This is a genomic window from Pseudomonas petroselini (genome assembly GCF_045037875.1).
Lineage (GTDB): Bacteria > Pseudomonadota > Gammaproteobacteria > Pseudomonadales > Pseudomonadaceae > Aquipseudomonas > Aquipseudomonas petroselini.
Genome location: NZ_CP173614.1, coordinates 3,844,983 through 3,870,809 on the forward strand (window position 1 = coordinate 3,844,983; position 25,827 = coordinate 3,870,809).

General features: G+C 55.4%; 25 protein-coding genes and 5 pseudogenes. 16 read left to right on the forward strand and 14 right to left on the reverse strand.

Features of this window, described 5'->3' with window-relative positions:
* Positions 1-30: 30 nt before the first annotated feature.
* Both ACI512_RS17620 and ACI512_RS17625 read right to left on the reverse strand, forming a co-directional pair.
* Entirely contained in the window at positions 31-1,290 is a 1,260-nt protein-coding gene (locus ACI512_RS17620) for an NADH:flavin oxidoreductase/NADH oxidase family protein (RefSeq protein WP_074845481.1), read from the reverse strand.
* Positions 1,291-1,399: 109 nt separating this feature from the next.
* The gene (locus ACI512_RS17625) at positions 1,400-2,059 is read right to left on the reverse strand and encodes a winged helix-turn-helix transcriptional regulator (protein WP_231807658.1); all 660 of its coding nucleotides are present in this window, start codon (positions 2,057-2,059) and stop codon (positions 1,400-1,402) included.
* Positions 2,060-2,328: 269 nt separating this feature from the next.
* Here ACI512_RS17625 and ACI512_RS17630 point away from each other — a divergent pair, with 269 nt between their 5' ends.
* Positions 2,329-3,228, forward strand: a complete 900-nt coding sequence (locus ACI512_RS17630; RefSeq protein WP_074845478.1) for an alpha/beta fold hydrolase — start codon at positions 2,329-2,331, stop codon at positions 3,226-3,228.
* A gap of 94 nt (positions 3,229-3,322) precedes the next feature.
* Positions 3,323-4,309, forward strand: coding sequence for an MDR family oxidoreductase (locus tag ACI512_RS17635; protein WP_074845475.1), 987 nt, complete (start codon positions 3,323-3,325; stop codon positions 4,307-4,309).
* 76 nt (positions 4,310-4,385) lie between these two features.
* Here the strand turns inward: ACI512_RS17635 and ACI512_RS17640 are convergent, their stop codons facing one another.
* The 6 genes and pseudogenes from ACI512_RS17640 to ACI512_RS17665 all read right to left on the reverse strand — a co-directional run bounded on the left by ACI512_RS17640 (position 4,386) and on the right by ACI512_RS17665 (position 8,626).
* Positions 4,386-4,592 (reverse strand): hypothetical protein, encoded by a 207-nt coding sequence (locus ACI512_RS17640; protein WP_074845472.1) that lies wholly within the window; start codon positions 4,590-4,592, stop codon positions 4,386-4,388.
* A gap of 57 nt (positions 4,593-4,649) precedes the next feature.
* A complete protein-coding gene (locus tag ACI512_RS17645) occupies positions 4,650-5,648 on the reverse strand; it encodes an NADP-dependent oxidoreductase (RefSeq protein WP_074845469.1) in 999 nt (332 codons plus the stop codon).
* Positions 5,649-5,716: 68 nt separating this feature from the next.
* Positions 5,717-6,121, reverse strand: coding sequence for an alpha/beta fold hydrolase (locus tag ACI512_RS17650; RefSeq protein ID WP_367889081.1), 405 nt, complete (start codon positions 6,119-6,121; stop codon positions 5,717-5,719).
* Positions 6,067-6,585, reverse strand: a pseudogene (locus tag ACI512_RS17655) (alpha/beta fold hydrolase); the annotation flags it as partial. The gene ACI512_RS17650 and the pseudogene ACI512_RS17655, both read right to left, overlap by 55 nt.
* Before the next feature lie 80 nt (positions 6,586-6,665).
* Positions 6,666-7,454 (reverse strand): SDR family oxidoreductase, encoded by a 789-nt coding sequence (locus ACI512_RS17660; RefSeq protein ID WP_074845467.1) that lies wholly within the window; start codon positions 7,452-7,454, stop codon positions 6,666-6,668.
* Between the two features lie 71 nt (positions 7,455-7,525).
* Positions 7,526-8,626, reverse strand: coding sequence for an alkene reductase (locus tag ACI512_RS17665; protein WP_074845464.1), 1,101 nt, complete (start codon positions 8,624-8,626; stop codon positions 7,526-7,528).
* A gap of 143 nt (positions 8,627-8,769) precedes the next feature.
* Here ACI512_RS17665 and ACI512_RS17670 point away from each other — a divergent pair, with 143 nt between their 5' ends.
* Together ACI512_RS17670 and ACI512_RS17675 are read left to right on the forward strand one after the other, a co-directional pair.
* Positions 8,770-9,357, forward strand: a complete 588-nt coding sequence (locus tag ACI512_RS17670; RefSeq protein ID WP_074845716.1) for a TetR family transcriptional regulator — start codon at positions 8,770-8,772, stop codon at positions 9,355-9,357.
* 203 nt (positions 9,358-9,560) lie between these two features.
* Complete coding sequence (locus ACI512_RS17675) at positions 9,561-9,824, forward strand: LysR family transcriptional regulator (RefSeq protein ID WP_231807657.1); 264 nt, start codon at positions 9,561-9,563, stop codon at positions 9,822-9,824.
* Positions 9,825-9,903: 79 nt separating this feature from the next.
* Here the strand turns inward: ACI512_RS17675 and ACI512_RS17680 are convergent.
* Positions 9,904-10,002, reverse strand: a pseudogene (locus ACI512_RS17680) (transposase); the annotation flags it as partial.
* Between the two features lie 538 nt (positions 10,003-10,540).
* On the opposite strand from ACI512_RS17680, the gene ACI512_RS17685 reads away from it, so the two are divergent.
* The 5 genes and pseudogenes from ACI512_RS17685 (at position 10,541) to ACI512_RS17705 (ending at position 14,675) form a co-directional block, all read left to right on the forward strand.
* Positions 10,541-10,711, forward strand: coding sequence for an alcohol dehydrogenase catalytic domain-containing protein (locus ACI512_RS17685; protein ID WP_259469312.1), 171 nt, complete (start codon positions 10,541-10,543; stop codon positions 10,709-10,711).
* On the forward strand, positions 10,712-11,410 hold the full coding sequence (locus ACI512_RS17690) for a zinc-binding dehydrogenase (RefSeq protein WP_231807656.1): 699 nt from the start codon (positions 10,712-10,714) through the stop codon (positions 11,408-11,410).
* Between the two features lie 935 nt (positions 11,411-12,345).
* A pseudogene (locus ACI512_RS17695) lies at positions 12,346-13,077 on the forward strand (PAS domain-containing protein); the annotation flags it as partial.
* A gap of 69 nt (positions 13,078-13,146) precedes the next feature.
* Positions 13,147-13,335: pseudogene (locus ACI512_RS17700) on the forward strand (methyl-accepting chemotaxis protein); the annotation flags it as partial.
* A 224-nt stretch (positions 13,336-13,559) separates the two neighbouring features.
* Complete coding sequence (locus ACI512_RS17705; protein WP_074845453.1) at positions 13,560-14,675, forward strand: alcohol dehydrogenase catalytic domain-containing protein; 1,116 nt, start codon at positions 13,560-13,562, stop codon at positions 14,673-14,675.
* Between the two features lie 39 nt (positions 14,676-14,714).
* On the opposite strand, the gene ACI512_RS17710 is transcribed toward ACI512_RS17705, so the two are convergent.
* Complete coding sequence (locus ACI512_RS17710; protein ID WP_074845450.1) at positions 14,715-15,389, reverse strand: TetR/AcrR family transcriptional regulator; 675 nt, start codon at positions 15,387-15,389, stop codon at positions 14,715-14,717.
* Between the two features lie 353 nt (positions 15,390-15,742).
* On the opposite strand from ACI512_RS17710, the gene ACI512_RS17715 reads away from it, so the two are divergent.
* From ACI512_RS17715 to ACI512_RS17735, 5 genes are all read left to right on the forward strand, one after another.
* On the forward strand, positions 15,743-16,357 hold the full coding sequence (locus ACI512_RS17715) for a hypothetical protein (protein WP_139273482.1): 615 nt from the start codon (positions 15,743-15,745) through the stop codon (positions 16,355-16,357).
* Positions 16,358-17,017 (forward strand): endonuclease III, encoded by a 660-nt coding sequence (gene nth, locus ACI512_RS17720; RefSeq protein ID WP_074845445.1) that lies wholly within the window; start codon positions 16,358-16,360, stop codon positions 17,015-17,017.
* Between the two features lie 54 nt (positions 17,018-17,071).
* Positions 17,072-17,503 carry a LexA family transcriptional regulator gene (locus tag ACI512_RS17725; RefSeq protein ID WP_074845442.1) on the forward strand — a complete coding sequence of 144 codons (432 nt, stop codon included), beginning with the start codon at positions 17,072-17,074 and terminating at the stop codon, positions 17,501-17,503.
* A complete protein-coding gene (gene umuC, locus ACI512_RS17730) occupies positions 17,490-18,770 on the forward strand; it encodes a translesion error-prone DNA polymerase V subunit UmuC (protein ID WP_074845439.1) in 1,281 nt (426 codons plus the stop codon). Before ACI512_RS17725 ends, umuC begins: the two co-directional genes overlap by 14 nt.
* A 187-nt stretch (positions 18,771-18,957) precedes the next feature.
* Complete coding sequence (locus ACI512_RS17735) at positions 18,958-19,611, forward strand: hypothetical protein (protein ID WP_231807654.1); 654 nt, start codon at positions 18,958-18,960, stop codon at positions 19,609-19,611.
* A gap of 505 nt (positions 19,612-20,116) precedes the next feature.
* On the opposite strand, the gene ACI512_RS17740 is transcribed toward ACI512_RS17735, so the two are convergent.
* The 4 genes from ACI512_RS17740 to ACI512_RS17755 all read right to left on the reverse strand — a co-directional run bounded on the left by ACI512_RS17740 (position 20,117) and on the right by ACI512_RS17755 (position 23,907).
* Positions 20,117-20,932 carry a zinc-binding dehydrogenase gene (locus ACI512_RS17740; RefSeq protein WP_146048281.1) on the reverse strand — a complete coding sequence of 272 codons (816 nt, stop codon included), beginning with the start codon at positions 20,930-20,932 and terminating at the stop codon, positions 20,117-20,119.
* A 69-nt stretch (positions 20,933-21,001) separates the two neighbouring features.
* The gene (locus ACI512_RS17745; RefSeq protein ID WP_074845431.1) at positions 21,002-21,871 is read right to left on the reverse strand and encodes an alpha/beta fold hydrolase; all 870 of its coding nucleotides are present in this window, start codon (positions 21,869-21,871) and stop codon (positions 21,002-21,004) included.
* A gap of 100 nt (positions 21,872-21,971) precedes the next feature.
* Positions 21,972-22,754, reverse strand: a complete 783-nt coding sequence (locus tag ACI512_RS17750; protein ID WP_231807653.1) for an SDR family oxidoreductase — start codon at positions 22,752-22,754, stop codon at positions 21,972-21,974.
* Between the two features lie 52 nt (positions 22,755-22,806).
* Entirely contained in the window at positions 22,807-23,907 is a 1,101-nt protein-coding gene (locus tag ACI512_RS17755; RefSeq protein ID WP_074845427.1) for an alkene reductase, read from the reverse strand.
* A 154-nt stretch (positions 23,908-24,061) separates the two neighbouring features.
* On the opposite strand from ACI512_RS17755, the gene ACI512_RS17760 reads away from it, so the two are divergent.
* The gene (locus ACI512_RS17760; protein WP_074845425.1) at positions 24,062-24,628 is read left to right on the forward strand and encodes a TetR/AcrR family transcriptional regulator; all 567 of its coding nucleotides are present in this window, start codon (positions 24,062-24,064) and stop codon (positions 24,626-24,628) included.
* A 523-nt stretch (positions 24,629-25,151) separates the two neighbouring features.
* Positions 25,152-25,687 (forward strand): annotated as a pseudogene (locus ACI512_RS17765) (transposase); the annotation flags it as partial.
* Positions 25,688-25,827: the final 140 nt, after the last annotated feature.

Sequence of the window (25,827 nt, forward strand, 5' to 3'; positions counted from 1 at the left end):
TTGTGCAGACATCATCAGCGACGGCCGGGCTCATGCGCGCGCACGCCGCGTACGGAAGGTGCCCCAGCCACTTTTCAGCACCGATTTGGCAAACGCCCAAAGTCCGCTTTCATCGGGTTTTGGATTACCGCCACTGGCGATTCGCTTGAGCTGCAGCGTGTACCAGAGAATTTCCATGACCCCCATCTGATCAATCTGTTTGATGCCGGTGGTGATCGGTCGTACTCGCTGCGCGCTGTCCTGCCCTTGCAACAGGGCGGCCGGTGCTTCGGGATCAATCGCCAACAGCCGCGCCAGGCCGATGACGTCCAGTGCTCCGGAGCGCAGTGCAGCGTTCATTGCAGCGGCACTGCGGAAACCGCCTGTGACCATCAGTGGGACGTTGATCGAGGTGCGCACCTTCTCGGCAAACTCTAGAAAGTAAGCCTCACGCGCAACGGTGGACGCTTTTTTAGTGGCTTCGAGGCCGCCGCTCATGGCGGGTGCCTCATAGGTGCCGCCGGAAATCTCAATCAGATCGATGCCGGCTTCGGCGAGTGCATGGATCGTTGCCATGGACTCCTGTTCAGTGAAGCCGCCGTGTTGGAAGTCGGCTGAATTGAGCTTGATGCCGACCGGAAAATCGGTACCGACCTGGCGCCGGATTTCTCTATAGACGGCCAGCACGAAACGCCGGCGTTTTTCCGAGTTGCCACCCCACTCATCCGTGCGCCGATTGTGGTGGGGCGACAGGAACTGATTGATCAGATAACCGTGCGCCCCATGGATTTGCACGCCGCTGAAGCCGGCTTTCTTGCAGATGGCTGCGCTGCGTCCAAAGCGCTGAATGATGTCTTCGATCTCGGCCGTCGTGGCCTCGCGTGGCGTCTCGAAAAGAGAGGCCATGTCCTTGCGGAACGGCACGGCGGAGGGTGCCAGGTTGCTGCGGTTCAGGCCTTTGGTCGACTGCTTGCCCGGGTGATTGAGCTGCACCCAGATCGCTGCGCCTTGCCCGGTTGCGGCACGGGCCCATTGATGGAGCAGCGGCAAGTCTGTTTCATCCTCAATCACCACGTTGCCTGGCTCACCGAGTGCACGCCGGTCGATCATGACGTTTCCGGTGATGAGCAACCCGATGCCTGACGCGGACCAGCGTCGGTACAGTTCGACCAGCTTCAATGTTGGGTGATTGTTGTAGGTGCCCAGCGTTTCGCTCATGGCCGCTTTGGCCAGGCGATTGCGGATAGCGCTGCCGTTCGGAAGGTATAAGGGCCGGTTCAGCAAGTTTTCTTCAGGTGAGGAGGCGGTCATGGTGAGTTCTCTACAAGGGTTTACACGCCGCATGAGCGCTTGACGTGCACGGGGTTACCACCGAATGGCATCGGATGCAGGTAAGTGTCAGGGTGGAGTAGCCCAGCGCTTAGGGCTTGTACTCGAGGACTTTGAACACTCGCGTAAACGCTGGGCGATCGCCGTGCAGCAGTTTTGCGCGTCCTTCGCGAAGCGCCTGGGTTGGCGTGATGTGGCGTAGAACCAGTGCAATGAAGGTGTCCATGTCGCACTGGATCTTGACGTCGACCGGCTCCGTGCAGGGCCCGGACCGCGCCAACAGGCTGCCGTCGCTGACTCGAATATGGAAGACTTCCGGCCCCACTTGAAATTCGTACAGTTCCTGCAAACCAACGCTCGCCGTCGGATCGTTCGCGCCGGTCAGGCAAAGCGCTATGAGTTCTGCTCGCGCACTGGACGGATCGATGCGCTCGTCGACCGGCAAGCCCAGCCCCCAGAAACCCAGCGCGAGCACTGGCGTGCGCAGTCGCTCGCCAAGCTCCGTCAGCTCGTAAGCGGGCGTAGCGGCAGGCGTGAGCAGCGTGACGGGCTGAATAACGCCGTTCTGCACCAGCATGGCGAGACGTTCTGAGAGCCGGTTTGGACCCATCGCGGTCAGAATCGCGAGCAGGTCCTTGAATCGCTTGGGACCGAGCAGGAATTCGCGGATCAAAAGCAGCGTCCAGCGGTCTCCGAGCACATCCAGCGACCGGGCGATTGGGCAGAGTTGACCATAGGTTTTGTTTGTCATGACTTATTGTACCTATTTCGCTCAGCCGATTTGTAGCGCGATGCGTTGGATAGACGAGCACCCACCGCTCAATACCAGAAGCTCTTCCATCCGGCAGCTCCGCTGACCGGGTCGCTATCGATTGGGCACCTTCTGCTGGTGAACGCATAGCCGTTGTCATGTGCTGCTCGCTGCTTGAGTGGGTCGGGTATTGCCATTGATTTAACTATACGTTTTGTATACTGTGAATACTATACAAAAAATATAGCTTGTGGTTTTGGGGAGGGCTTATGTTTGAAGGGTTCAAGCAGCTTCAGATCAACGTAGGTGAAGTTGAAATCGCTTGTGTCGTTGCAGGTGAAGGTGAACCGGTGCTGATGCTGCACGGCTTTCCGCAAACCATGGTCGTTTGGGCGCAGATTGCACCCGCGCTGGTTGCGCGAGGCTATCGGGTCGTTTGCGCGGATTTGCGCGGATACGGTGCCTCGAGCAAGCCCAAGGCCCTGGCCAGCTTGGCAAACTACGGGTTCCGGACAATGGCGTTGGACCAATTGGCGCTAATGCGCGAACTCGGGCATGCAAGGTTCCACCTTGTCGGTCACGACCGCGGTGCTCGAGCGGCGTATCGCTTGGCGCTCGACCACCCCGATTCGGTCGCCAGCCTGACGCTGATGGACATTGTGCCAACGACGGTGTTGCTGACCGATCTGCGCAAGGAAGTCGCGCAAAGCTACTGGCACTGGTTCTTCCTGGCCCAGCCAGCGCCTTTTCCAGAACGAATGATCGAGGCTGATCCTGATTTCTTCTTCGAAAGTTGTCTTTTCGGCTGGGGGGCTGCCGGGCCTGAAGACTTCAATGTCGAGCAACTGTCGGCGTACCGGCAATCATGGAAAGACCCGGCGACCATCGCGGGTTATTGCAACGACTATCGCGCTGCATTGGCGGTCGATTTCGCGGACGATTCGATTGATCAAGGGCGTCGTACTACGGTTCCCGCACAGATTCTCTACGGTGCGTCAGGAGCGATGGCTCGACACTATGATATTCCCGCTACCTGGTCCGAGCGTTTTACGACCATGGAGGCCGCCGCAATTGCGGGAGGGCATTTCTTTCCCGATTCCGCACCGCAAGAGGTAGCAACGCGTTTGAATACTTTCATTGCACAGCATCCGCTGTACGGTCGGTCATAGGCTTATAGCACCGGATTTCAGCTATCAACGCCTGTATTCACAAACACCATTACCCTGGTCTGCATCGCAACATCCTCTTCAACAGGAGAACATCATGACCTTCAAAGCACTGCTCACCACCAAGGCGGGCGACGCGATTTCGACCAACCTGGTCAGCCTCAATGACCAAGACCTCATGCCCGGTGACGTCACGGTGAGGATCGAGTACTCCAACGTAAACTACAAAGATGCAATGGCGGTCAGTGGCCGGTCTCCGATCATCCGTCAGTTCCCCTTGGTTCCGGGTATTGATTTCGCGGGCATCGTCGAGTCTTCCAGCTATCCCGGCATCGTAGCCGGCGACCGTGTGTTGGCCAACGGTTGGGGTTTAAGTCAGACCTGGCACGGTGGCTTCGCGCAAAAAGCGCGTGTCAGCGGTGACTGGCTGGTGAAAGTCCCGGAAGTGTTTTCGACCAAAGAGGCGATGGCGATAGGCACTGCCGGTTACACCGCAATGCTGGCCTTGTTGGCGCTTGAACACGGTGGTTTGACGCCGCAGAGCGGCGACATTCTGGTGACCGGTGCCAATGGCGGTGCTGGCTCCGTGGCGATCGCGCTGCTATCTGGCCTGGGCTACCGTGTGGTCGCTTCAACGGGGCGCCTCGAAGAGTCCGACTATCTTCGTACGCTCGGCGCCGCCGAGATCATCGACCGACGTACGCTATCGGAACCGGGCGCACCTATCGGCAAGGAGCGTTGGGCAGGTGTCGTGGACTCGGTAGGCAGCCACACCCTGGCTAACGCACTGGCACAGACTCGGTATCGTGGCGTGGTGACGGCCTTCGGTTTGGCCCAGGGCGCCGATCTGCCCGCATCGGTGTTGCCTTTCATCCTGCGTAACGTGACGCTGGCAGGCATAGACTCGGTGCAGGCGCCGCAGCAGGTGCGCCTGCAGGCCTGGTCGCGGCTGGCTGCAGATCTGAGCCTTGAAAAACTGGCACGCACGTCTAAGGTGATCGGCTTGGCCGAAGTCCCTGCAATCGCCGATCAGATTCTTGAAGGCAAAGTTCGAGGGCGCACCGTCGTCGACGTAAACGCCTGAGAGTGCGGGCGTTTATGGTTTGTAACCAGGAGTTGCAGTAGAACGTGTCGCCAGTGCGTCGCGGCACTGGCGAGTACTACTGCTGCAACATCAAGCTACGCCAGAGGATTACAGGTTGAGCAGAGACTTCAGGCGTTTTACTGGCTGATGCCTGCGCCGATGTCGCCTCGTCAAGCTGTGGCACTTGATCCTGATGTTCGCCGGTGTGTTCCTCCTCGTGTGTTTCGGCTACGGTTGATTCAACGCACTCATTGACGTCGCATTTATCGTTATCCAATTCCATCTTGCCAGCCTTTTGCGCGCGTCTGCCTCGCCCTTTGTCCCAGGTAGGAGGGGGCAGCTATATGACCTGAATGACCACTTTGCCTTTTGATCGGCCCTGTTCGATGTAGCGCAGCGCCTCTGCCGTTGACTCGAGCGCGTACGTGCGGTCAATGACTGGCCGTAGAACCCCTGATTCAACTAGCTGGGTGATTTCCTGCAGTTGTGCGCCGTCCGCCCGCATGAACACGAACGCATAGCTGATGCCCAGCTTGCGTGCCTTGCGTCGAATGCTGAGGCTCAACAGGCGCATGACTTGCTTGATTGCCCACGGCGCCCCTCGCTCCTGTGCAAACTGCGGGGTGGGTGGCCCCGAAATGGAGATGAGCTGGCCGCCGGGCTTCAGGACCTTGAGTGACTTGGCTAAAACATCCGCGCCCAGACTGTTCAATACCACGTCGTAGTCGCTCAAGACGCTGTCGAAGTCCTGCTGTTTGTAGTCGATGACCACGTCCGCCCCCAGCGCTTTCACCCACTCGACATTCGGGGTACTGGTGGTGGTCGCGACAACGGCCCCGAGGTGTTTGGAGAGCTGGATGGCCAGGGTGCCGACACCGCCTGCGCCAGCATGAATCAACACTTTCTGGCCCTTTTTCAACTGGGCGGTTTCAACCAGCACTTGCCAGGCTGTCAGGGCGACCAAAGGCAGGGATGCGGCTTCAGACATGCTGATATTGGCCGGTTTCGATGCGAGCGCGTTTTCGTTCACCGCAATCATTTCGGCGAACGTCCCGATCCGGTCTTCAGGCGGGCGTGCATACACTTCATCGCCCGGCTTGAAGCGTTTGACCGCCGCGCCTACCCGGACCACGACCCCGGCCAGGTCATTGCCCAGTGTCAATGGAAATGAATACGGGAGGAGCAGTTTAAATTCGCCGGTCCTGATCTTTGAATCCAACATGTTCACGCTGCTGGCATGTACTTGAATCAGGACGTCATGGGCGCCCACGGATGGCTCGGCAATTTCGCCGATACGCCCGGTGCTTTTGCCATAACGGTCAATTGAAAATGCTTTCATGAGAATTCGGCCTTGTAGGTTGGAGTTAGGGTCGGCAGAGCACTCACACCGTTGATGCGACAAGGCTTTCAGCCGCCGAGGAATGCCAATGCTTTTGTCACGAAATCAGTATGGTGCTGGAAAATGGCGCCATGTCCTGCGTCTTCATAAATGATCAATTGTGCGTCCGCAATTCGGTGCGCCAGCGCGACCGAATTTTCGCTGGGCACCATGATGTCGCTGTCGCCGTTGGCGACCAGTGTCGGGATCCGCAAGCGCCCGAGGTCCTGAGGTGCCTGGTTGCCCCAAGCCTTGATGGCTTGCAGTTGCGCAGGAACGCTCTCGGCGTCGGGCCTTTGACGCGATCCTTTTTTTGCTCCTTCAGTCGTTTCAAAAAGTCCGAGGCGGCTTGGCGTCCGTTTTTCGTCTGGGTGAAGAACAGATAGAACTTGGGGGCCCGCAAGTGCAGGAGGCCCTTTATCATCAATGGCCACGCTACCGCGCCGACGTTTTTGATGCCGGTGCCACCTGCTGCTCCTGTACCGGTGAGAATTAATCTGCGTACCAACTCGGGAGCCTTCAGGGCGATGTCCTGGACGACGAATCCACCGAGTGAAAAACCTAACAGGTCGACCTTCTCAAAACCTAACGTGCGGATCAGATCAATTGCATCGTCAGCCATTTCACCAACGGTCAGTGGAGCCGATCCGCTAGATCCACCGATGCCTCGGTAGTCGGTGGCGATGACACGCCGTGTTTTCGCCAGTCCGTCAATAATTCGAGGGTCGAAGTTGTCCAGCACGGCCCCCCAATGGTTGAACAGAACGAGCGGTACCTCAGTCAATGCGCCCATATCCCGGTAGGCAAAGGTTGTGCTGCCCACCCTGATTGATTGGTTCGCAGCTTTGATGAAGAACTCCTGTGATCCAGGATAAGGGCGTGCATTCGGGGCGGTCATGGTGACTCCGTACAAATGGCGCGCTGGGTGCAGTGACCTGTGATCCTGTACTCAGCGGGCCGGCGTCGATTAGAGAGCGATCACGACTGGGCGAGGTAACGCTGTGCAACAGCGGACTGCTTGATCTGCGAAAGCAGACCCTGACGCGCCGCTTGCAGGGCATCCCAACGCTCGCCTTCTTGTAGGGGAGGGATGGTCACCGGCTCGCGACGGTCGAAGCCGACCAGCGCGGCATCGACCAAGTCACCCACTTCCATGATTTCGCTCAAGGTGTTGATGTCGATACCGGCGCGGCCCCAGATTTCCGTGCGGGTGGCGGCCGGCAGTACGGCTTGTACATAAACCCCCTTAGGTGTTAGCTCCAGGCTCATGCCTTGGGACAGGAACAGTACGAACGCCTTAGTCGCACCGTAGACCGTCATGCCGAACTCAGGCGCCAGACCCACCACCGAACCGATGTTGACGATCGCGCCTTCACCCGCCTTGGCCAGGCGTGGTGCGATGGCGCTGGCGAGCCGCACCAGCGCGGTGGTGTTGAGGGCCACCACTTGCGCAGAGCTCTCGGTGCTTTGCTCGATGAAGTTGCCGGACTGTGTGGCGCCGGCATTGTTGATGAGGATGCCGATGTGAGCGTCATCCCGCAGACGCGCTTCGACGGTGTGCAGGTCGCTGAGTTGAGTCAGGTCGGCTTGAAGCACATCAACGGCGACGCTGTGTTGGTCACGCAATTTTGCCGCGAGGGCTTCCAGGCGCGAGAGGTCGCGTGCGACCAGTACCAGATTATGCCCTCGTTGGGCAAAACGCTCGGCGTAAACCGCGCCAATGCCGGTGGAAGCGCCAGTGATGAGAACGGTAGGGCGAGTAGTCATGGTGTCAGCTCATTTTTAAGAATACGGAGTGTGGTTGATGAACGAATACAGCAGGCTCGGTCAGCCAGTGCCTAGTTGGCGGCAGCGCTTGATTCGGTCAGTGTCGGATAGTCGATATAGCCCGCCGCACCCCCGCCGTAGATGGTGGTAGGGTCGAAGGCCGACAGCGGCGCACCGGCCTTGAGCCGCTCTACCAGATCCGGATTGCCAATAAACGGGCGGCCAAAGGCGATGAGGTCAGCCTTATCCTGCGCAAGCCGCGAGCTGGCCAGGTTTTGGTCGTAGCCATTGTTGGCGATATAGGTGTTCTGGAAGCGCTGGCGCAAGGCGTCGAAATCAAAGGGCGCCACGTCGCGTGGCCCACCGGTCGCGCCTTCGACGACATGCAGGTAAACAATGTCGAGCGCATTGAGTTGCTCGACGATGTAATCGAACTGAGCCTGCGGCTCACTGCTTGACACACCATTGGCGGGCGAGACCGGCGAAAGGCGAATGCCGGTGCGCTCCGCGCCAATCTCGGCGACCACCGCGGCGGTCACTTCCAGCAATAGACGCGCGCGGTTCTCGATAGAGCCGCCGTAGGCATCGGTACGCTGGTTTGCGCCATCCTTGATGAACTGGTCGAGCAAATAGCCGTTTGCACCGTGGATTTCCACGCCGTCGAAGCCGGCCGCAATAGCGTTTGCTGCCGCTTGGCGGAAATCGTTAACGATGCCTGGCAGTTCGTCGAGTTCGAGCGCGCGTGGCTCGGACACGTCGGCAAAGCCGTTATTGACGAAGGTATTGGTCTGGGCACGGATGGCCGACGGCGCTACTGGCGCGGCACCACCCGGTTGCAGGTCCACATGGGAGACCCGGCCAACGTGCCACAGTTGCACAAAAATCTTGCCGCCCTTGGCATGCACCGCTTCGGTGACACGGCGCCAGCCGTCAATCTGCGCCTGGGTGTAAAGACCGGGTGTGTCTTGGTAGCCCTGGGCCTGCGCCGAAATCTGGGTGGCCTCGGTGATCAGCAGTCCCGCCGAAGCGCGCTGGCTGTAGTAAGTGGCGGCAAATTCGCTGGGCACCAATCCAGTACCTGCACGGTTGCGCGTTAGCGGCGCCAGCACCACGCGGTTGGCAAGTGTCAGTGACCCGAGGGTGTAAGCGCTAAACAGATTCTGATCGGTCATGCGAGGGTTCTTCTGTGGCTGGGGATGGATTTGATGTGTATTTATGATGTCGATCATAATCTTTGCTGTCAATCATTTTGATTGCACTCAACATCTATGTATTATGGATGAATGATTTTTTGAGCAAATTCGAGGTATTACAGGTGAAGGTGACCAAAGCCCAGGCGCAGGCAAATCGCGAGCACATCGTCGAGACGGCCTCCGTTTTGTTTCGTGAGCGAGGATTTGACGGCGTAGGTTTGGTGGATCTTATGGGGGCTGCCGGATTCACCCATGGAGGTTTCTATAAACATTTCGGCTCAAAAGCCGATTTGATGGCCGAGGCTTCAGCCAGTGGTCTTTCCCGCTCGCTGGCCAGCGCCGAAGCGCTTGACATTCAGGCGTTCGTCGATATCTACGTGTCGAGGAGACACAGGGATGGACGTGCCGATGGATGCACCATGTCGGCCCTGTGTGGAGACGCGGCGCGACAGTCAGATGAATTGAAGAACGCCTTTGCCGATGGGATCGACCGCATGCTGCAAACGCTGGTTGGAAAGTATCCACCCGTCGAAGGCGCTGCCCCGGGCGAGACGAGAGCTAAGATGATCGACGTACTGGCTCATGCAGTCGGCGCGATCATGCTGTCGCGTGCGTGTCCGGATGATTCGCCGCTCGCCGATGAAATACTCGAGATTTGCCACGCCCGAATATCGGCTTCCTTGCCGGTATCGCCAGGTAGCGAGCAATAGTCTGGGAGACCTCAAGCGCGCCTGCCACACAGGCGCATCTGTAAGGAGCAAATAGCGTGACAGACCGTAGATCGAGGCTGGACACAAGGACATTCACAGCGCGGCTCGGCTCACTGTAGGGTCCATTTAGCGAGGCCTACTAGCTGGAGATTGCTTGTGGACCGCATCTTAGGCGGATAAATATGGATTCAAATGAACAACTATTGCTCAAAGCCGATTTGCAAAGCCTCATGACTTTCTTGGTCGTCTATCGCGAGCGCAACGTGAGCCGTGCAGCCGCTTGTCTGGGAGTCAAGCAACCGGCTGTCAGCAATACGTTGTCCAAACTGCGCAAGCGCTTCAACGATGAGCTGTTCATTCGCAATAACGCTTACTGCCCCACCGAAAAAGCCACCGCCATTGCGCAACTGCTTGAACCCGCATTTCTCAACCTTCGTGCGGCAATCCGCAAACTGCCCCTTGCATGAAACCTCAGCTCGATGTTGAGTGTGCCTCTGTTCGTCAGAAAAGTGGCGGGCACGAAAGCGGCGTCGTGCTCTAAGTTCAGACGTAGGTACGATGGGGTGTCTTCGCGCCCGGCGTTAGCATCTGCACCGGAGTCTCATCAGCGTGGATAACACCTTCGGCCAGCGTGGCATCGCGCAGCTTGATGAGCGTACAAAGTGAGTGTGCCTGCAGCCCGAATTCGACCCGGTACGAAGGCACCGACTTGCTCCTGGGCAAGTTTAGGTATGTTCAAGATGTCCTGACTTACCTCCTTGGTGGACAGGTATCCCTCCAGTGGTCGGGGCGGAGGGGCGGCTCGGCTCCACATATCTATGATCGCGTGGAGAATTCCGTCTGAGCCCAGATGCTCAAGGGCCATCTCCCACAGTTTTCCCCTCTTCGGGCGATATCTGGGCGTGCCATAGTCATTACGATTCTAACGAAATCAAGCTCTTTCCTGATGAAGAATTCTACCCAGCTCTTGGGGGGGGGGGGGCGAAGCTCACATAGCTGTGTTGGTCGCAGCGGACGGGGCGCTATTCTACGTCGGGCTGCAGGGTATTAGGTATTCAGACTCATAGTAGCATGCTGAATTTTGGCTCCTAGCTCCTCGCATATCACCGGCTTAGCAGCTTTATAGTTTGACAATCATTTCTAGTTGATCGCATAAATAGGCTCCCATTTCTTAGGTCGCATTTTGGGTCACGAAGGCATCGGCATCGTTGAAGAAATAGGCGATGCCGTAGGTAAATTCAAAAAAGGCGACAGGGTCATTATTTCCTGCGTGAGCCGGTGCGGCATTTGTGAGAACTGCCAAAAGCAGCTATACGCCCACTGTCGCAATGGAGGCGGCTGGATTATGGGCTAGATGATCGACGGCACTCAGGCTGAATTTGTACGCACTCCCTTTGCAGACAATTCGCTGTACCTCCTGCCAGAAGCCCTCAACGAAGATGTTGCCGTTTTACTTTCTGACGCCCTGCCAACCGCACATGAAATTGGTGTGCAATATGGCAATGTTCAGCCGGGCGATACCATCGCCGTCATTGGCGCCGGGCCCGTTGGCATGGGTTGTGTACTTACCGCCCAGTTGTATTCCCCTTCTAGCATCATCGTCATCGACATGGATGACAACCGTTTGGCCATGGCTCGCGAACTCGGCGCAACTCACACCATCAACTCCGCCCAGGAAGATGCTATCGCCCGTGTGCTAGAGATTACCGAGGGCCGCGGAGTGGATTGCGCGATTGAAGCTGTTGGCCTGGAAGCCACATGGAATATTTGCCAACACATCGTCAAAGAAGGTGGGCACATTGCCAATGTGGATGTGCATGGCAAGCCCGTGCAATTTGCGTTGGAGAAGCTCTGGATTAAGAATCTCACCATCACCACCAGCCTCGTTAACGCCAACACCACCAGCATGCTCCTCAAAACTTGCTGCTCCGGCAAACTACCGATGGAAAAGCTCGCCACTCATAGCTTTGGATTTTCCGAGCTGGGTAAGGCCTATGATGTGTTTAAACATGCCGCAGATGAAAAGGCCATGAAAGTCATGATTGACTTCTAAGAACTCCTCCGCGGCAAATCGGTGACTGTAGATCCAAGCCGCATTGCGTGCGGCGTTGAATCTAGACCTTGGCGAAACGTGTAGAGTCGTAGGTGGCACTGCATCGTGGAGTGCCAATGATCCGCGCGCGACAACGAACAAAGCTTCCGTGAATCAGCCAAGTGCCGTTCGGCCACCTAAGCCGGCGCGGCTGGTGTTCGAGGCCATCTTCTATGTGCTGCGCACCGGCCACTAGGAGCCGTCATCAATTGAGCATACGTCGTCGCGGTAGGGGACAGCATGTAATATGCCCCCCGGATGCAGAGCTGCCGCATACCGCCCCCGCCCTTGGTTTCAGCGCGTTCCTCGACAACTTTTGACACACCTGATCATTTAGGCCGTGAAAGATCAGCAGATGCCAAAATGGGTAATCTTGTGCTGCCGGCGCTGGCTGCAAGCGCCGATGAAGAGCGGGGTAGGTTTGCTTCAGGAGCGGGCCCGCGACACACCTCAACCTGACAGGTCTTAGGGTTTTGAGAACGGTCCCTACCAATCGTCTTAAATGTTCAGATTCATGCTGTTTTTACTCAAGGTTTTTGTCACCCCGACGATCTAGATGTCAAGGAGCCAAGGATGAGGGCTCTAAGCCATTTGAGTATTTCCATATGTCGAATCTGTTTTTTGGTCGCCGTGATCGCGCAGCGCTAAATCAGTTGATTTCATCCATCATGGAAGGGGGCGACCCACAAGTCTCAGGTTGCGCTGAAGCGCCGAGAATTATCGAAGCTTGGAAAGCCTTGAAGGATGACGAAACCAGAGTAGCGGCACACGTCTTGGCATTAGAGGCAGAACTTGAATCTGCGCGCTTGCTCTTGAGAGAGGCTTCTGAGAGTGCTGCTGCTCAAGAGGTTAGATTTGACCTTGTCAACCGGGCCTCTAGCGAAGGCTTGTGGGACATGGAGGTGATTGCTGGTGATCCGATAAACCCGAAAAATCGATTCTGGTGGTCACTACAATTCCGGAGTCTTTTGGGGTTTAACGACGAGCGCGATTTTCCAAACGTGCTGGCTAGCTGGGCTGATCGTTTGCATCCGGAAGATAAGCAAGCAACTCTGGACGCCTTTGCCAAACATTTGAATGATAAGTCAGGCCAGACGCCTTACAAGGTCAAAAATCGCTTAGCGATGAAAGACGGTACTTACCGATGGTTTCACGCTCAGGGTGAAACTTTGCGTGATGACCGGGGGGTGCCTATTCGCGTTGCAGGCTCTCTGCGTGATATTCATGAAGAGCTTGAGCGAGATCAGATGCATGACGTAATGATCACTCGGTTTGAGCTAGCGCGCGAGATGCTTTCTGATGGTCTTTGGGATATGGAGGTGATTGCAGGAGATCCTGTCAACCCCCGAAACCCCTTCTGGTGGTCGCCGCAATTCAGAAGATTACTGGGTTTCGATACTGTTGAAGAATTTCCGGATGTTCTTGACAGCTGGGCCTCGAGGTTGCACCCCGAGGACAAAGCGCAAAGCCTGAACGCCTTTGGCGCGCACCTAACTGACAGGACAGGGAAAACGCCCTTCGATATTGAGTACCGTTTGAAAATGAAAAGCGGCGAGTACCGCTGGTTCAGGGCCCGTGGTCAGACACGACGAGACCCGTCGGGTGCACCGCTGAGAGTTGTGGGTGCGCTGGTGGACGTTCACCTTCAACACGAGCAGGAAACGCTGCGCCATGCCCAGTCATTGCACCAACAGGAGCTGGAGGGCAACCTCGCGCATTTGGCCCAGATTGTTAGCACCATTCAGAGCATTGCCAGCCAGACAAATCTACTCGCCCTTAATGCTGCCATTGAAGCTGCCAGGGCTGGTGAAGCTGGCAGAGGATTTGCAGTCGTTGCGGATGAGGTGCGCAAGTTGGCGACCAGAACCACCGAGGCCACACAGCAGGCCGTGAGCATGATGGGTAAGTAGAGAGCCGTTGCCATCTCAATGCTGAATCGCGAAAGGCATTTTTCGTGGTGATTTAAACGATGCGCAGCTTCGAGAGAAAGCCTGAGACAGAAGATCTGTTGAACTCCTGACATCACCTGAGGCTCCATTAATGGTACGAGTAAGTACCTTTATTTCATGCAGTCTTTAAGCATGAGTCAGATGATGCACAGGAGCTTCACATGACACCCACTGAAATGCGTGCTGCTCGGCTGCATGACACCGGCAAGCCCTTGAAAATCGAACGCCTCCCGGTTCCAACTATTCGCCCCACTGAGGTGCTGGTGAAAGTCGAAGCCTGCGGGCTGGTGCAAAACCTGCAAAACGTGATCGCGGAATGGGACGAAGTGGCACCCGAGCTGCCGCTGCCGAAACTTCCCGCTATCTTTGGCTTGGACGCAACTGGCGTGATCGAATCGGTCGGGTCACAAGTGTATGGCTTCAAACCTGGAGACCGAGTCTACGTAAACCCGGGCCGGTACTGCGGCTCGTGCAGGGCCTGCCAAGCGGGGGAGCCGGTTTCGTGCGACAGCTTCGTTCTAAACGGCTACTTCGGCCTGGGCAAAAATGGCGCGCAGATGTTCGAGGATTATCCCTATGGTGGTCTGTGCGAATACATGCCGGCACCGCAGTACAGCCTTGTTCGACTGCCTGATGCAGTGGATTTCGAAACTGCAACTCGCTTGGGCTATCTGGGGACGGCATATCGCGGTTTGATCCGAGCCAATGCAGGCCCCGGCAAAACTCTTCTCATCAACGGCATCACAGGCACGCTGGGACTGGGCGCAGTGGCCGTGGCCCTGGCGCTTGGTGTGAAAAAAATCCTTGGCACGGCTCGAAACAAGGATTTTTTTCAAAAAGTTCAGGACATGGGGCCTGAAGGGAGAATCGAGATATTGGAGTCGGGATCAGAGCCTGTGAAAGAGTGGAGCCAGCGAGTAACTGATGGCCAAGGCGTCGACATCGTGCTGGATGCCTTGGCCCCTGGAGCGCCTGCCGAGCCGTTGGTGGAAGGTTTCAAAAGTCTGAATCGAGGCGGTCGGCTTGTCGACATTGGCGCTGTTCAGGGCGACGTCCCCCTAGACTTGTTCTGGGCGCTTTCCAACGACATTACCATCATTGGATCAAGCTGGTTCACAACGCAGCAGAGCCAAGCGATGGTGGACATGGCTGGCGCAGGACTGCTTGATCTGGGGTTCTATGAGCACAAGGTCTATCCCCTTGAGCAAGTGAACAAAGCTGTTGACGACACCAGCAGTCGCCACGGTGGATTCACAAACTACGTGATCAAGATGTAATGATTGCCCTGGTTGCCAGCCCCTTTATGGGGCTGGCAGCTAAATCGGATTGTCGAAAACTGATTGGCTGACATCCTTCGACAACATCCCGGCAACCTGAGCAACGTCTTTTGAGATTCGCTGGTTAAGAATCCCAAGATCGCCACCGAAAAACGCATGGAAGTAGAGAGGATGAAGTGCCAGCTCCACAAATCGTCTACCTATTTCCAAAGCAAGCTCAGCGCTCAAAGGCTCCTCACCGTTAGTCAACGCGTCCGCAATACTTTGAACACACGCCCCGAAGCCCAATCGAAACGCCTCTTTAGCGATTTCTGGGAAACGATCAGTTTCGGCCAAGGTAATGCGCATGATTGAAATGACGTAAGGGGTGAGTGTGGCTTGTGCCAAAGCTGTACCCACCTGCACTAATTTTTTTTCCAGGTTGCCTTCGGCAGGCCCTGTGTCCATGTCTTGAAGAAACGTCTCTACGCACTTGCGTACCACAGCTTCGAACAGCGCCTCCTTGGTTGCGTATCGGCTGTAAAGCGTGGTCTTGCCCACGTGAGCGTGCTCTGCGACTTGGTCAAGAGTGGCACGTCCGAATCCGTGCTCCAAAAAAATGGCTGTGGCTGCATCAAGAATTCTCCGTTCGACCTCACCCGCCTGGTCAGCGCGCGGACGACCTGGTCTTGGACGGGGCGAGGGAGGGGTTTTTTTGGCGCGATCCTGTTTCAAACCATCTGTCCGACTTAAGAAGTGAGTTGCACAGTGTGCCATTTACTGACGGCACTGGGTTGTTAAGGGGCTGACCGTTACCGATTAATCAGCGAATCACAAACGAAACGACGAAAGGAATCGGAGGTGCATGGCTTTTAATAGTACGATAGCGTACTATTAATTTGCCGGTAAGCATGCGCCCCTTATTCAGACGCGGCAGCAGCTTCACAAACGCGCTGAGGCTTGACCAGTCAGCGCTTGCAGCACTCGACTCGGATTGGAAGCTGAGCTGTATTGCAACGGCAAATGAAGGTCAAGACCGGCCTAATTTACGCGCGTGGATGATTTCTGCAATGACAGAGAGAGATCGTATGTCGACTTCGTTGTATCAACAGTGGTGTGTGGCCCGGCTGAACGCTCTGCGCTTGCTCAACCATAAGGTGACGGCTCAGGCCGAGGCACTAATGAGCGAAGACGGTAATATCCAAGCTGGCGTGCGCCTGGAGGCTGCGATCATCTTCCAGGTCTTCTGCCGACATCCACGAACCCTCGCTTCGCTGGTACGAGAACTGTCAGCGTCTGCAGATATTGGTCTCACGGGCGACTCCACTTGCTGCACGTCGGTTGCTGATCTCGCGTCCGCACAGGCTGACCAACAGCCAATTAGCTCTCTTTCAGGGCTGTGTGACCTTCGCGCAATGATTGCTTCCGCTCAGTTTTCTTACGACGAGCTGGGTAGCGCGGTCGGCGTTTTAGGGCTGTCCAACCGAAGGGACGATCTGCATTGGCTGCGCGACGAGTGTGCTGCTCACAATCGTCGCCTTGAAACGTTTGTCATCTCCTCCCAGGCGCAGCTTGTAGCGCCAATAGACCCTATTCAACAGTTTCCTTGTGAACCGGCAAAACCGCTGACACATCCATATGCCCCTGGGCAGATGGCTTACTTCCATGCTGCCGCCGACAAGTCTGTCCAGGAGGCCTGTTAGATGCTCGCAAAAAGTGAAATCTCATCTATCTACAAGTCTCTAAGTAACGCCTACCCGACGTTCGATCAGAGTGACGATGAATGGATGACCAATGGGCTGTCCAGTACGCCATTCCGAAGCATTGTCTCTGCTGCACTGTCGACCATGACGACTACCAAAAGAGTGGTGGCTGCGTGCGTGCCTCTTTACAAGAAGGTGTCGACGTTCGAGGAACTTCTGGCGCTGGATGATGAAGAGCTACGAAGCATCATAAAGCCTGTCGCGCACTACAACAAAAAGACCAAAAGCCTGAAGATGATGTGCAAGCAAATCATCGACAGACACGGCGGCAAGCTTCCAGACACAAAAGAGGAATTGCTTCAGCTGCAAGGTATTGGTCTCAAGTGCTCCAGTCTGATCATGAACTTCATCTTCGACACCCCATTAATTGCCGTCGATACGCACATCCATCGCCTGCTAAACCGTTTAGGGATTGTTGACACCACTTCAACGGATGTCACCACCAAGGTGATCAACGAAGTCACCCCTTCGCAATACAAAAAGCACGCTCACGAATGGCTAATTCAGCATGGGATGAAGGTCTGTGTTGCACGCAGCCCTCATTGCGATGACTGCATCATTTCCAGCCACTGCGCGCACTTTTCTGAACACTACGCTTAGTTCGGGCTGTGACGCTGGGTAACCTAGAACGCATAGAACCACTGGAGGTGCAGAATGAGTGTGACTGCTGTTGGTGCTTTGCTGGCGCAAGGGTTGCCCATCCCGGTTTTTTCCGCAACTGCCTCCGCTGGATTTCCATCTCCTGCTACTGATCACATTGAAAAACACATCTCACTCGACGAGCTTTTCAACATTCGTGCACCTCATGTTTTCCTGGTCAAGATTGACGGGGACAGCATGCAGAAAGCCGGGATTTTCAGCGGCGACTTTGTGATCGTTGATCGCAGCAGGGAAGCTGTTGACGGCGACATAGTCGTTGCGTCGCTCAACGCTGAGCCTGTTTGCAAGAGGCTCAGACTTGAAGGTCGACGGCTGAGTCTGGCGCCGGAGAACGACAGCTACGCCACGAGAACGCTATCCGATGAGGATGAATTGATGATCTGGGGTGTGGTGCAATACAGCGTGCGTGATCATGGCCGGAACTGACGAAATGTTCGCTTTAATCGACTGCAACAGCTTTTACGCGAGCTGCGAGAGAGTGTTCAGGCCGGATCTTGCCAAGGTGCCGATTGTTGTTTTGTCTAACAACGACGGTTGTGTGATCGCCCGTTCCTATGACGCTAAGCCCTTTGTCAAAATGGGCGCGCCTTACTTCCAAATCAAAGACTATCTCGATGAAGCCGGCATCGCGACGTTCAGCAGCAACTACACGTTGTACGGCGACCTCAGTGACCGTGTTATGACCATCATTGAGTCCATGGTGCCCAGGCTTGAGATCTACAGCATTGACGAAGCGTTCGCCGACCTCACCGGGATGCCTGGAGATCTATCTGAGTTAGGAATGAAAATTCAGAAAGCGGTAGGGCAGGGTACCGGCATTCCTGTGGGAGTTGGCATCGCCCCGACCAGAACGCTGGCCAAACTGGCTAACCACGTTGCCAAGCAGTACATGGAGAGGACAAAAGGCGTCGTCAATCTCTGCGACCCCAAGACCCTACAATGGGTGTTGCGCAAGAGTCCAGTGGGCGAGGTCTGGGGCGTAGGCAGAAAGCTTCGTACTCAACTTGAGGAAATGGGCATCCACACGGCACTCGACCTTTCAAAAGCTGACCCGAGGCTGCTCAGGAAAAAATTCAGCGTTGTGCTGGAAAAAACCGCTCGTGAACTTGGCGGAGTTTCTTGTCTCGACTCCCTGGAGGCAGACGCCGCAAAGCACGAAATCTGTTGCAGCCGAAGCTTCGGAGCGAGGCTGACGGAAGTTGAGCCGATAAAGGAAGCTGTTGCGACCTACGTTCAGCGCGCGGCGGAGAAGCTCAGGCTTCAGGATTCGCTATGCAAGACGATGAGAGTGAACATCAGAACCGGATTCTTTAACCCTAACGAGGTTAAATATTCCAATGGCGCGACTGTTGATCTCCCGTATCCCACCAACGACGTCAGGCTGTTGATTCGCTACGCGACCGAGGCTGTGGGGCGGATTTTCAGGCCGGGAATAAGGTTCAGTAAGGCAGAGGTGCATCTGTTGGATTTACGCAAATCCAACGAATTCACTGACGACTTGTTCAGTGAAGTACAGCCCTTGGCCACGTCAAAGGTCATGGGGGTTTTGGATGACATCAACCAGCGCTGGGGCAAAGGAACATTGCGGCCTGCAAGCGTGCCCACCGACCCGGAGTGGGCCATGAAAAGCGAGATGCGCAGCCAGAGATATACAACACAAATCAGTGAGCTGTGGACGGTTAAGTGCAATTAGGCCTGGCGACTCAGCAAGGGATGTCCAAAGATTTTTAACGTGAGTGTATAGGTTGAAAGACAGGCAAACGTACTACGTCGGATGGGATGTGGGGGGCTGGAATTGCGACAAGAATCCAGCAAGCCGAGATGCATTGGTGATTCTCGACTCAGCCAGAGAACTGGCCGGTGTTCCTTGGAGGGGTAATTTGCGCAACACCCTCAACGAGGCAACCAGCTCCGAGATGCTGGCCACCAAGATCCTTGAATTGTGCCAAGTGAAAATCGATCATGAAAATTCGTTCAGGTTGCTGTTCGCGATTGATACGCCGCTTGGATTCTCCAAGGCATTCGCTGACCTGATTGTTTCAAGAGTTGCTGCTGGTCAAATTCTTTCCTCATCAGCCAATCCTTATTTGCACAGAGAGACAGAGCGTTTTCTGTTCGATAGAGGTCTTTCGCCGTTGTCTCCCATCAAGGACATGATTGGGAGCCAGGCGACCAAGGGTATTCACTTTCTGGCCCTGTTCGCACCAGATATCGAGAGGTGCGGGCTCTGGACAGATGGCCGTTATATCCATGCCATTGAGGCTTACCCTTCCGCATGCAAACGATCAGCCTGCATTGGTGGGATGCGTCGGCCTTTCTACGAAGATTCTGGTGGCAGTGTCCCAATTGAAAAGCTCAAGGCCGGCCCTGAGTTTTATCACTTGGATCTGGAAGACGCACTGACATGTGCTTTGATAGGTTGGTCATTTCAAAATAAACCAGATTTACTCGCGCATCCGCCGCCAACCGTCGATCCTTCCGAAGGTTGGATTTTTGTGCCCCGTGATGGACTGAGAAGCCTGGAGTACGTCTAACTTTCTCTGCAGCTCTTGCGCCGTCCACATCGAAGAATTTGAGAGCTCGACGACGCGTTCTCAGTGAGCGCCCTGAGACGTTGATCATCCTCGGGCATCCGTGGTGGGTTTTGATGCTAGTCGTCCGACCAAGACACCTTCCCAGTACCGCCAAGGTAAGAACGTGTTGATGCCAGAGACAGAAGCTTTATGCGGTAGCTCTGCATGCAGGAGCGTGTGCTGCCGCCCCCCTACCGCGACCTCATTAGCCTAATTGACGACTGCGCCAAGTAGACGGTGCGCAAGACGTAGGAGATGGCCTCGAAACACCGTCGCACCGTTTTAAGTGGCCGAAAAACACTTAGCGGATGTACGGGAATTTTGTTCGTTGTCGCGCACACGAATTTAGTAGCTGTACATGATTCGGTACCACCTAGGGCTCGAAACGTTTCGCCACGGTCTAAAGCCAAAGCCGCGCAGAACGCGGCTAGGATCGATAGTTTACCTATTACCAACGGATACATTCCTAGAAGTCAATCATGACTTTCATGGCCTTTTCATCAGCGGCATGTTTAAACACATCATAGGCTTTGGGCAGCTCAGAAAATCCAAAGGTGTGAGTGGCGAGCTTTTCCATCGGTAGTTTGCCGGAGCAGCAAGTTTTGAGGAGCATGCTGGTGGTGTTGGCGTTTACGAGGCCGGTGGTGATGGTGAGATTCTTGATCCAGAGCTTCTCCAACGCAAATTGCACGGGCTTGCCATGCACACCCACATTGGCAATGTGCCCACCTTCTTTGACGACTTGTTGGCAAATATTCCAAGTGGCTTCCAGGCCAACAGCTTCAATCGCGCAATCCACTCCTCGGCCTTCGGTAATCTCCAAAACACGGGCGATGGCATCTTCATGGGCAGAGTTAATGGTGTGAGTTGCGCCAAGTTCGCGAGCCATGGCCAAACGGTTTTCATCCATGTCGATGACGATGATGCTGGAGGGGGAGTACAACTGAGCGGTGAGTACGCAACCCATGCCAACTGGCCCAGCACCAACGACGGCGATGGTATCGCCCGGTTGAACATTGCCATATTGCACGCCAATTTCATGTGCGGTTGGCAGGGCGTCGGAAAGTAAGACCGCACGAACCACAACGCCGGCCAAATCATTCCCCAATATCAAAGGAAAGGTGTAGGGGAGAATCTGTTTAAATTCTCCCGTTCTGATTTTCAAATCCAAAGGATTGATGCTTGCAGCGTGTATTTGAACAAGAACGTCGTTGCCGCCTACTTTTGGTTCAGGTAGCTCACCGCTGCTCTTGCCGTATCGGTTGATAAAAAAAGCTTTCATGGTTGGTCAACTCTTAGTGGCTGAGAGCGGGTGGGGAAGCTGGTGGCATCCGAGTGTGTTGAGGTGCTATCAAGTGTTTAGAAATGCCAATGTCGTGGGGACGAAGTCACCGTAGTTCTGAAAAATTCCGCCATGCCCAGCGTCCTCATAAATGATCAGTTGAGAATTGGGGATACGACGGGCCAGCTCAGTCGAGTTCGCAGTGGGCACCATGATGTCGCTGTCGCCGTTGGCAATAAGGGTTGGAACCTGTATGCGACTGAGATCTTGAGGCGCTTGGCGACCCCAAGCAGTTATTGCCCTCAGTTGTCGCATGAACGCTGATGAGGTGGGGCCTTTATCGCGTTCTTTTTTTCTCTCCGTCAGCCGTTTTAGAAAAGCGCGCGCCGCACTCTGACCGTCAGCCGATGGGGTGAAAAAAAGGTAAAACTTTGGATCGCGCATTGTCACTAGGCCCTTCAGCATCAACGGCCAAGCCACAGACCACACTTTGTCGATGCCCTGGCCACCAGCAGGCCCGGTTCCGGTCAAAATGAGTTTTCGCACAATCTCAGGCGCTTTTAGCGCAATGTCTTGCGCGACAAATCCACCGAGTGAGAAACCCAATAGATCGACTTTCTGGAATCCCAGAGTGCGTATAACCGCAATCGCGTCGTTTGCCATTTCGCTAACAGTTAAAGGTGCGGTTCCACCAGAGCCGCCGATTCCGCGATAGTCAATGGCAATGACTCGTTGCCTCTGAGCCAGACCGTCAACGATTCGAGGATCGAAGTTATCCAGGACGGCGCCCCAATGGTTCAATAGAACGAGCGGCGATCCGTCTCTCGGGCCCAAGTCCCGGTAGGCAAATGTTGTTCCTTCTACATTGACCCACAGGTTGGCGGATTGGACGAACAGCCCCTGCGGCCCAGGATGATTATTTGTGGATTGAGCGGTCATTTGCGCACCGTATCCGTTTGAGGTACAGATTGGAACAATGTGCAGCTAACGCTCTGCCTGTAGGGCACTGTGTGAGCGTTTGCTGCATCACGGTCACGCCTTATTTTTTATAGCGCTTGGCAACTTCGGCTTGGCGGATATCTGCCAACAAACCCTGGCGGGCAGTCTGTAGAACATCCCAGTGGGCCTCGTCTTGTACAGGGGGTATTGTCACTGGTTCTCGGCGATCTAAACCTACCAGCGCGGCATCAACTAGGTCTCCGACTTCCATTATTTCGCTAATGGCATTGATGTCGTAGCCTCCGCGCTCCCAGATTTCGGTACGGGTCGCGGCTGGCAGTACGGCCTGGATATACACGCCTTTGGGGGCGAGTTCGAGGCTCAAGCCTTGTGAGAGAAAAAGCACAAACGCCTTGGTTGCGCCGTAGACCGACATTCCATATTCCGGTGCCAGTCCTACGACCGAGCCAATATTGACAATCGCTCCACTGCCAGCGTGTGACAGGCGAGGGGCTATGGCGCTGGTGAGTCGTACTAGCGCAGTCGTGTTGAGTGCGACTAGGTTGGCAACGCTGTCAGTGGATTGCTCAGTGAAGCTACCGGATAGAGCGGCGCCCGCGTTGTTCACAAGAATGCTGATACTGGCGTCGTCGCGAAGGCGAGTTTCGACAGTCGTCAAATCGGAAGTTTGAGTCAGGTCAGCCTGGATCACGTCAACGGTAACACCGTGTTGCTCGCGCAGACGGGAAGCCAAAGCGTCCAAGCGGTGTTTGTCGCGGGCGACCAGCACCAGGTTGTGCCCGCGTCCTGCGAAACGCTCCGCGTAGGTTGCACCGATTCCGGTGGAGGCGCCGGTAATCAAAACGGTTCCAGGGATGCTCATAATAGGATGCTCTTTAATTGATGTCGGTTAACGATTCAGTCGCGATTACTGCTCAGCCTTGCTTGGAACTGGATTCGGCAAGTGTCGGGTAGTCGATGTAGCCAGTCGCACCGCCGCCATAGATAGTCGCCGGGTCGAATGCGGACAACTTAGCGCCGGTCTTGAGCCGCTCTACCAGATCAGGGTTGCCAATGAACGGACGACCGAAGGCGATCAAATCCGCTTTGTCATCGTTGAGTTGGGAGCTCGCGAGATTCAGGTCATAGCCGTTGTTGGCGATGTAGGTGTTTTTGAAGCGATGGCGCAGGGAGCCAAAATCAAAAGGCGCGACTTCGCGCGGCCCGCCAGTTGCACCCTCTACCACGTGGATGTAAACCAGGCCCAAGGCATCGAGCTGGTCAACGACGTAGTCAAATTGTGGTTGCGGGTCACTGCTTGAAATACCGTTGGCTGGTGACACTGGAGAAAGACGAATACCTGTTCTGTCGGCACCAATTTCTTCTACTACAGCGGCAGCGACTTCGAGCAGCAAGCGAGCACGGTTTTCAATGGATCCACCATAGGCATCTGTGCGCACGTTGGAGCCGTCTTTGAGGAATTGATCCAGCAAATAACCGTTTGCACCATGGATCTCTACGCCATCAAAACCAGCTGCAATCGCATTTGCCGCTGCAACCCGAAAGTCATTCACGATCCCTGGCAGTTCGCTGGCATCAAGGGCTCGGGGTTCGGAGGCGTCCTCGAAGCTGTTGTTGACGAAAACCTTCGTCGCGGCTCCCAGGGAAGAGGGCGCCACTGGCGCGGAGCCATTGGGCTGAAGGTCAACGTGGGAAACGCGCCCTACGTGCCAAAGCTGCATGAAGATGTGCCCGCCTTTCGCGTGAACGGCTTGGGTGACTGCGCGCCATCCTTCTATCTGCTCCTGCGTGTAAATCCCTGGCGTGTCCTGATACCCCTGACCTTGCTGCGAGATTTGAGTGGCCTCGGAAATCAGGAGGCCGGCAGAGGCCCTCTGGCCGTAATAGATCGCAGCAAGTTCACTTGGGACGAAACCCGATCCTGCGCGGTTTCTCGTGAGCGGTGCCATCACGACTCTGTTGGAGAGTGTCACTGAGCCGAGCGCATATGGCTCAAACAAGGTCTTATCGTTCATGTGGACTCCATAGATATTGGTGAGTGGGGCTAGCTGTCTACCTGCGCGGCAATGATTTTATGATGTCGATCATGCTCAAAGATGTCAACAGCTTTGATTGCGATCGACATCATTGTATAGTCAGCCCATGGTTTTGAGATATTCAGGGGGCGAGATGAAGATCACTAAGGCGCAATCAATCGCCAACCGGGCTCATATCGTGGAAACGGCTTCCGAGCTGTTCCGTGAGCGTGGTTACGACGGCGTTGGGATAGCGGAGCTGATGGCGACCGCCGGATTCACGCAGGGAGGCTTCTACAAACACTTTGGCTCGAAGGCTGATTTGATGGCCGAGGCAGCCGAAAACAGTCTTTCAAAATCTCTGACGGGTACCAGCGACATCGACGTTCCTGGATTTGTGAGTCTGTACGTGTCGAGGTCTCACAGAGACGGCAGGGGCGATGGTTGCACGATGGCAGCTCTGTGCGGGGACGCTGCTCGTCAGTCAGATGAGTTTAAGACAACCTTTGCCGGTGGCGTCGAAAACATGATTGCTGCGCTCGAGGAAAAGCACACCGCAGGGTCGACTGTGACTAAGAAGGAGGCTCGAGCAAAAATGATCAATCTGTTGGCACATTCCATCGGTGCGGTCATGTTGTCTAGGGCTTGTCCGGATGACTCCTTGCTTGCGGATGAAATACTAGAAACCTGCCGTGCGGAGCTTTTGAGATCATCGCTTTAGGGGGGAGAGAACACTCTGAGCAGAGATCTGGGTGCCACTCTCTGAAGAGGGGGTGATCACAGATATTTCTAATGTCGGTCTAATCAGCAGCGTCTTGTTGATTTACGAATTAGCACGGCCGGGCGATTTAATCGAGATGCTTCACGTGTCATTCTCGTCGACGTGCCAGAGTAAAAAATTCCGGAATGTTGAGCAAGGCTGGAGGCTGCGCCTCTACTGCGTGCGTGGAGCGAGTTCCGCGGGTAACTACGCTTTCAATTATCGACACCAACGCTACGCCATGCGCTTTGGCGTATTTTGCTGTGGCTTGGTTCACGCCAGACATACGCATTCAGGCGGCAGGCCATTATCGCTGCTTAGCTTCGAACCAACTCAGAGGAGTCTGTAATGACCAGAGTATTGGTTTTAGGTCGAAGTGATATTGTGGTTTGGTGAAAGCTGTTCTCTTGGGCAGTGAACGAGCCCCATGAAAGACAGGACACCGTTCCCCCTTAAGATAAGGGATAGGCAAACGGGTATGTTTATGACTAACAGCAATGATAAGGGTGGCGAGCTACTCGGCCAGGAGCGCCGGTGCCGCTGGAGCACCGACCAGAAGCTGGCCATGGTCCGCGAGAGCCTTGAACCGGGACAAAGCGTGTCCGTGGTGGCCCGACGCAACGGCATCAACGCCAACCAGCTGTTCCAGTGGCGCAAGCTGTACCAGGACGGAAGCTTGTCGGCGGTCAGTGCTGGCGAAGCCGTCGTACCTGCGTCGGAACTGACCGATGCGCTCAAGCAGATCCGCGAATTGCAGCGGATGCTGGACAAGAAGACAATGGAAGCCGAAGTTCTAAAAGAGGTCGTGGAGATTGCCCGGTCGCGAAAATGGATTGCGCACTCACCCTTGTTGGCGGGGTACGACCAGTGAAACTGGTCAGCGAATGTCTCGGCGTGTCGCGCTCGCAATTAACGGTTCGGATCAAGCAATCGGCATCACCCAAAGTGCGGCGACGTCGGCTCGTGAACGATACGGAACTGGTCACTGAAATTAAGCAGCAGGTCAGCGAGTTACCGAGCTGTATGAGGCCTCGATTGACTATGGAGCCCATCCGAACCAATTGTCGATAATGAGTCATTTCGAGCCGATTGGGCCGCTAGGAGATGATCAGTTCGGTTTCTCGCTCACCGGCGTCCAAGGTCACGACAGCTGGCAAGTC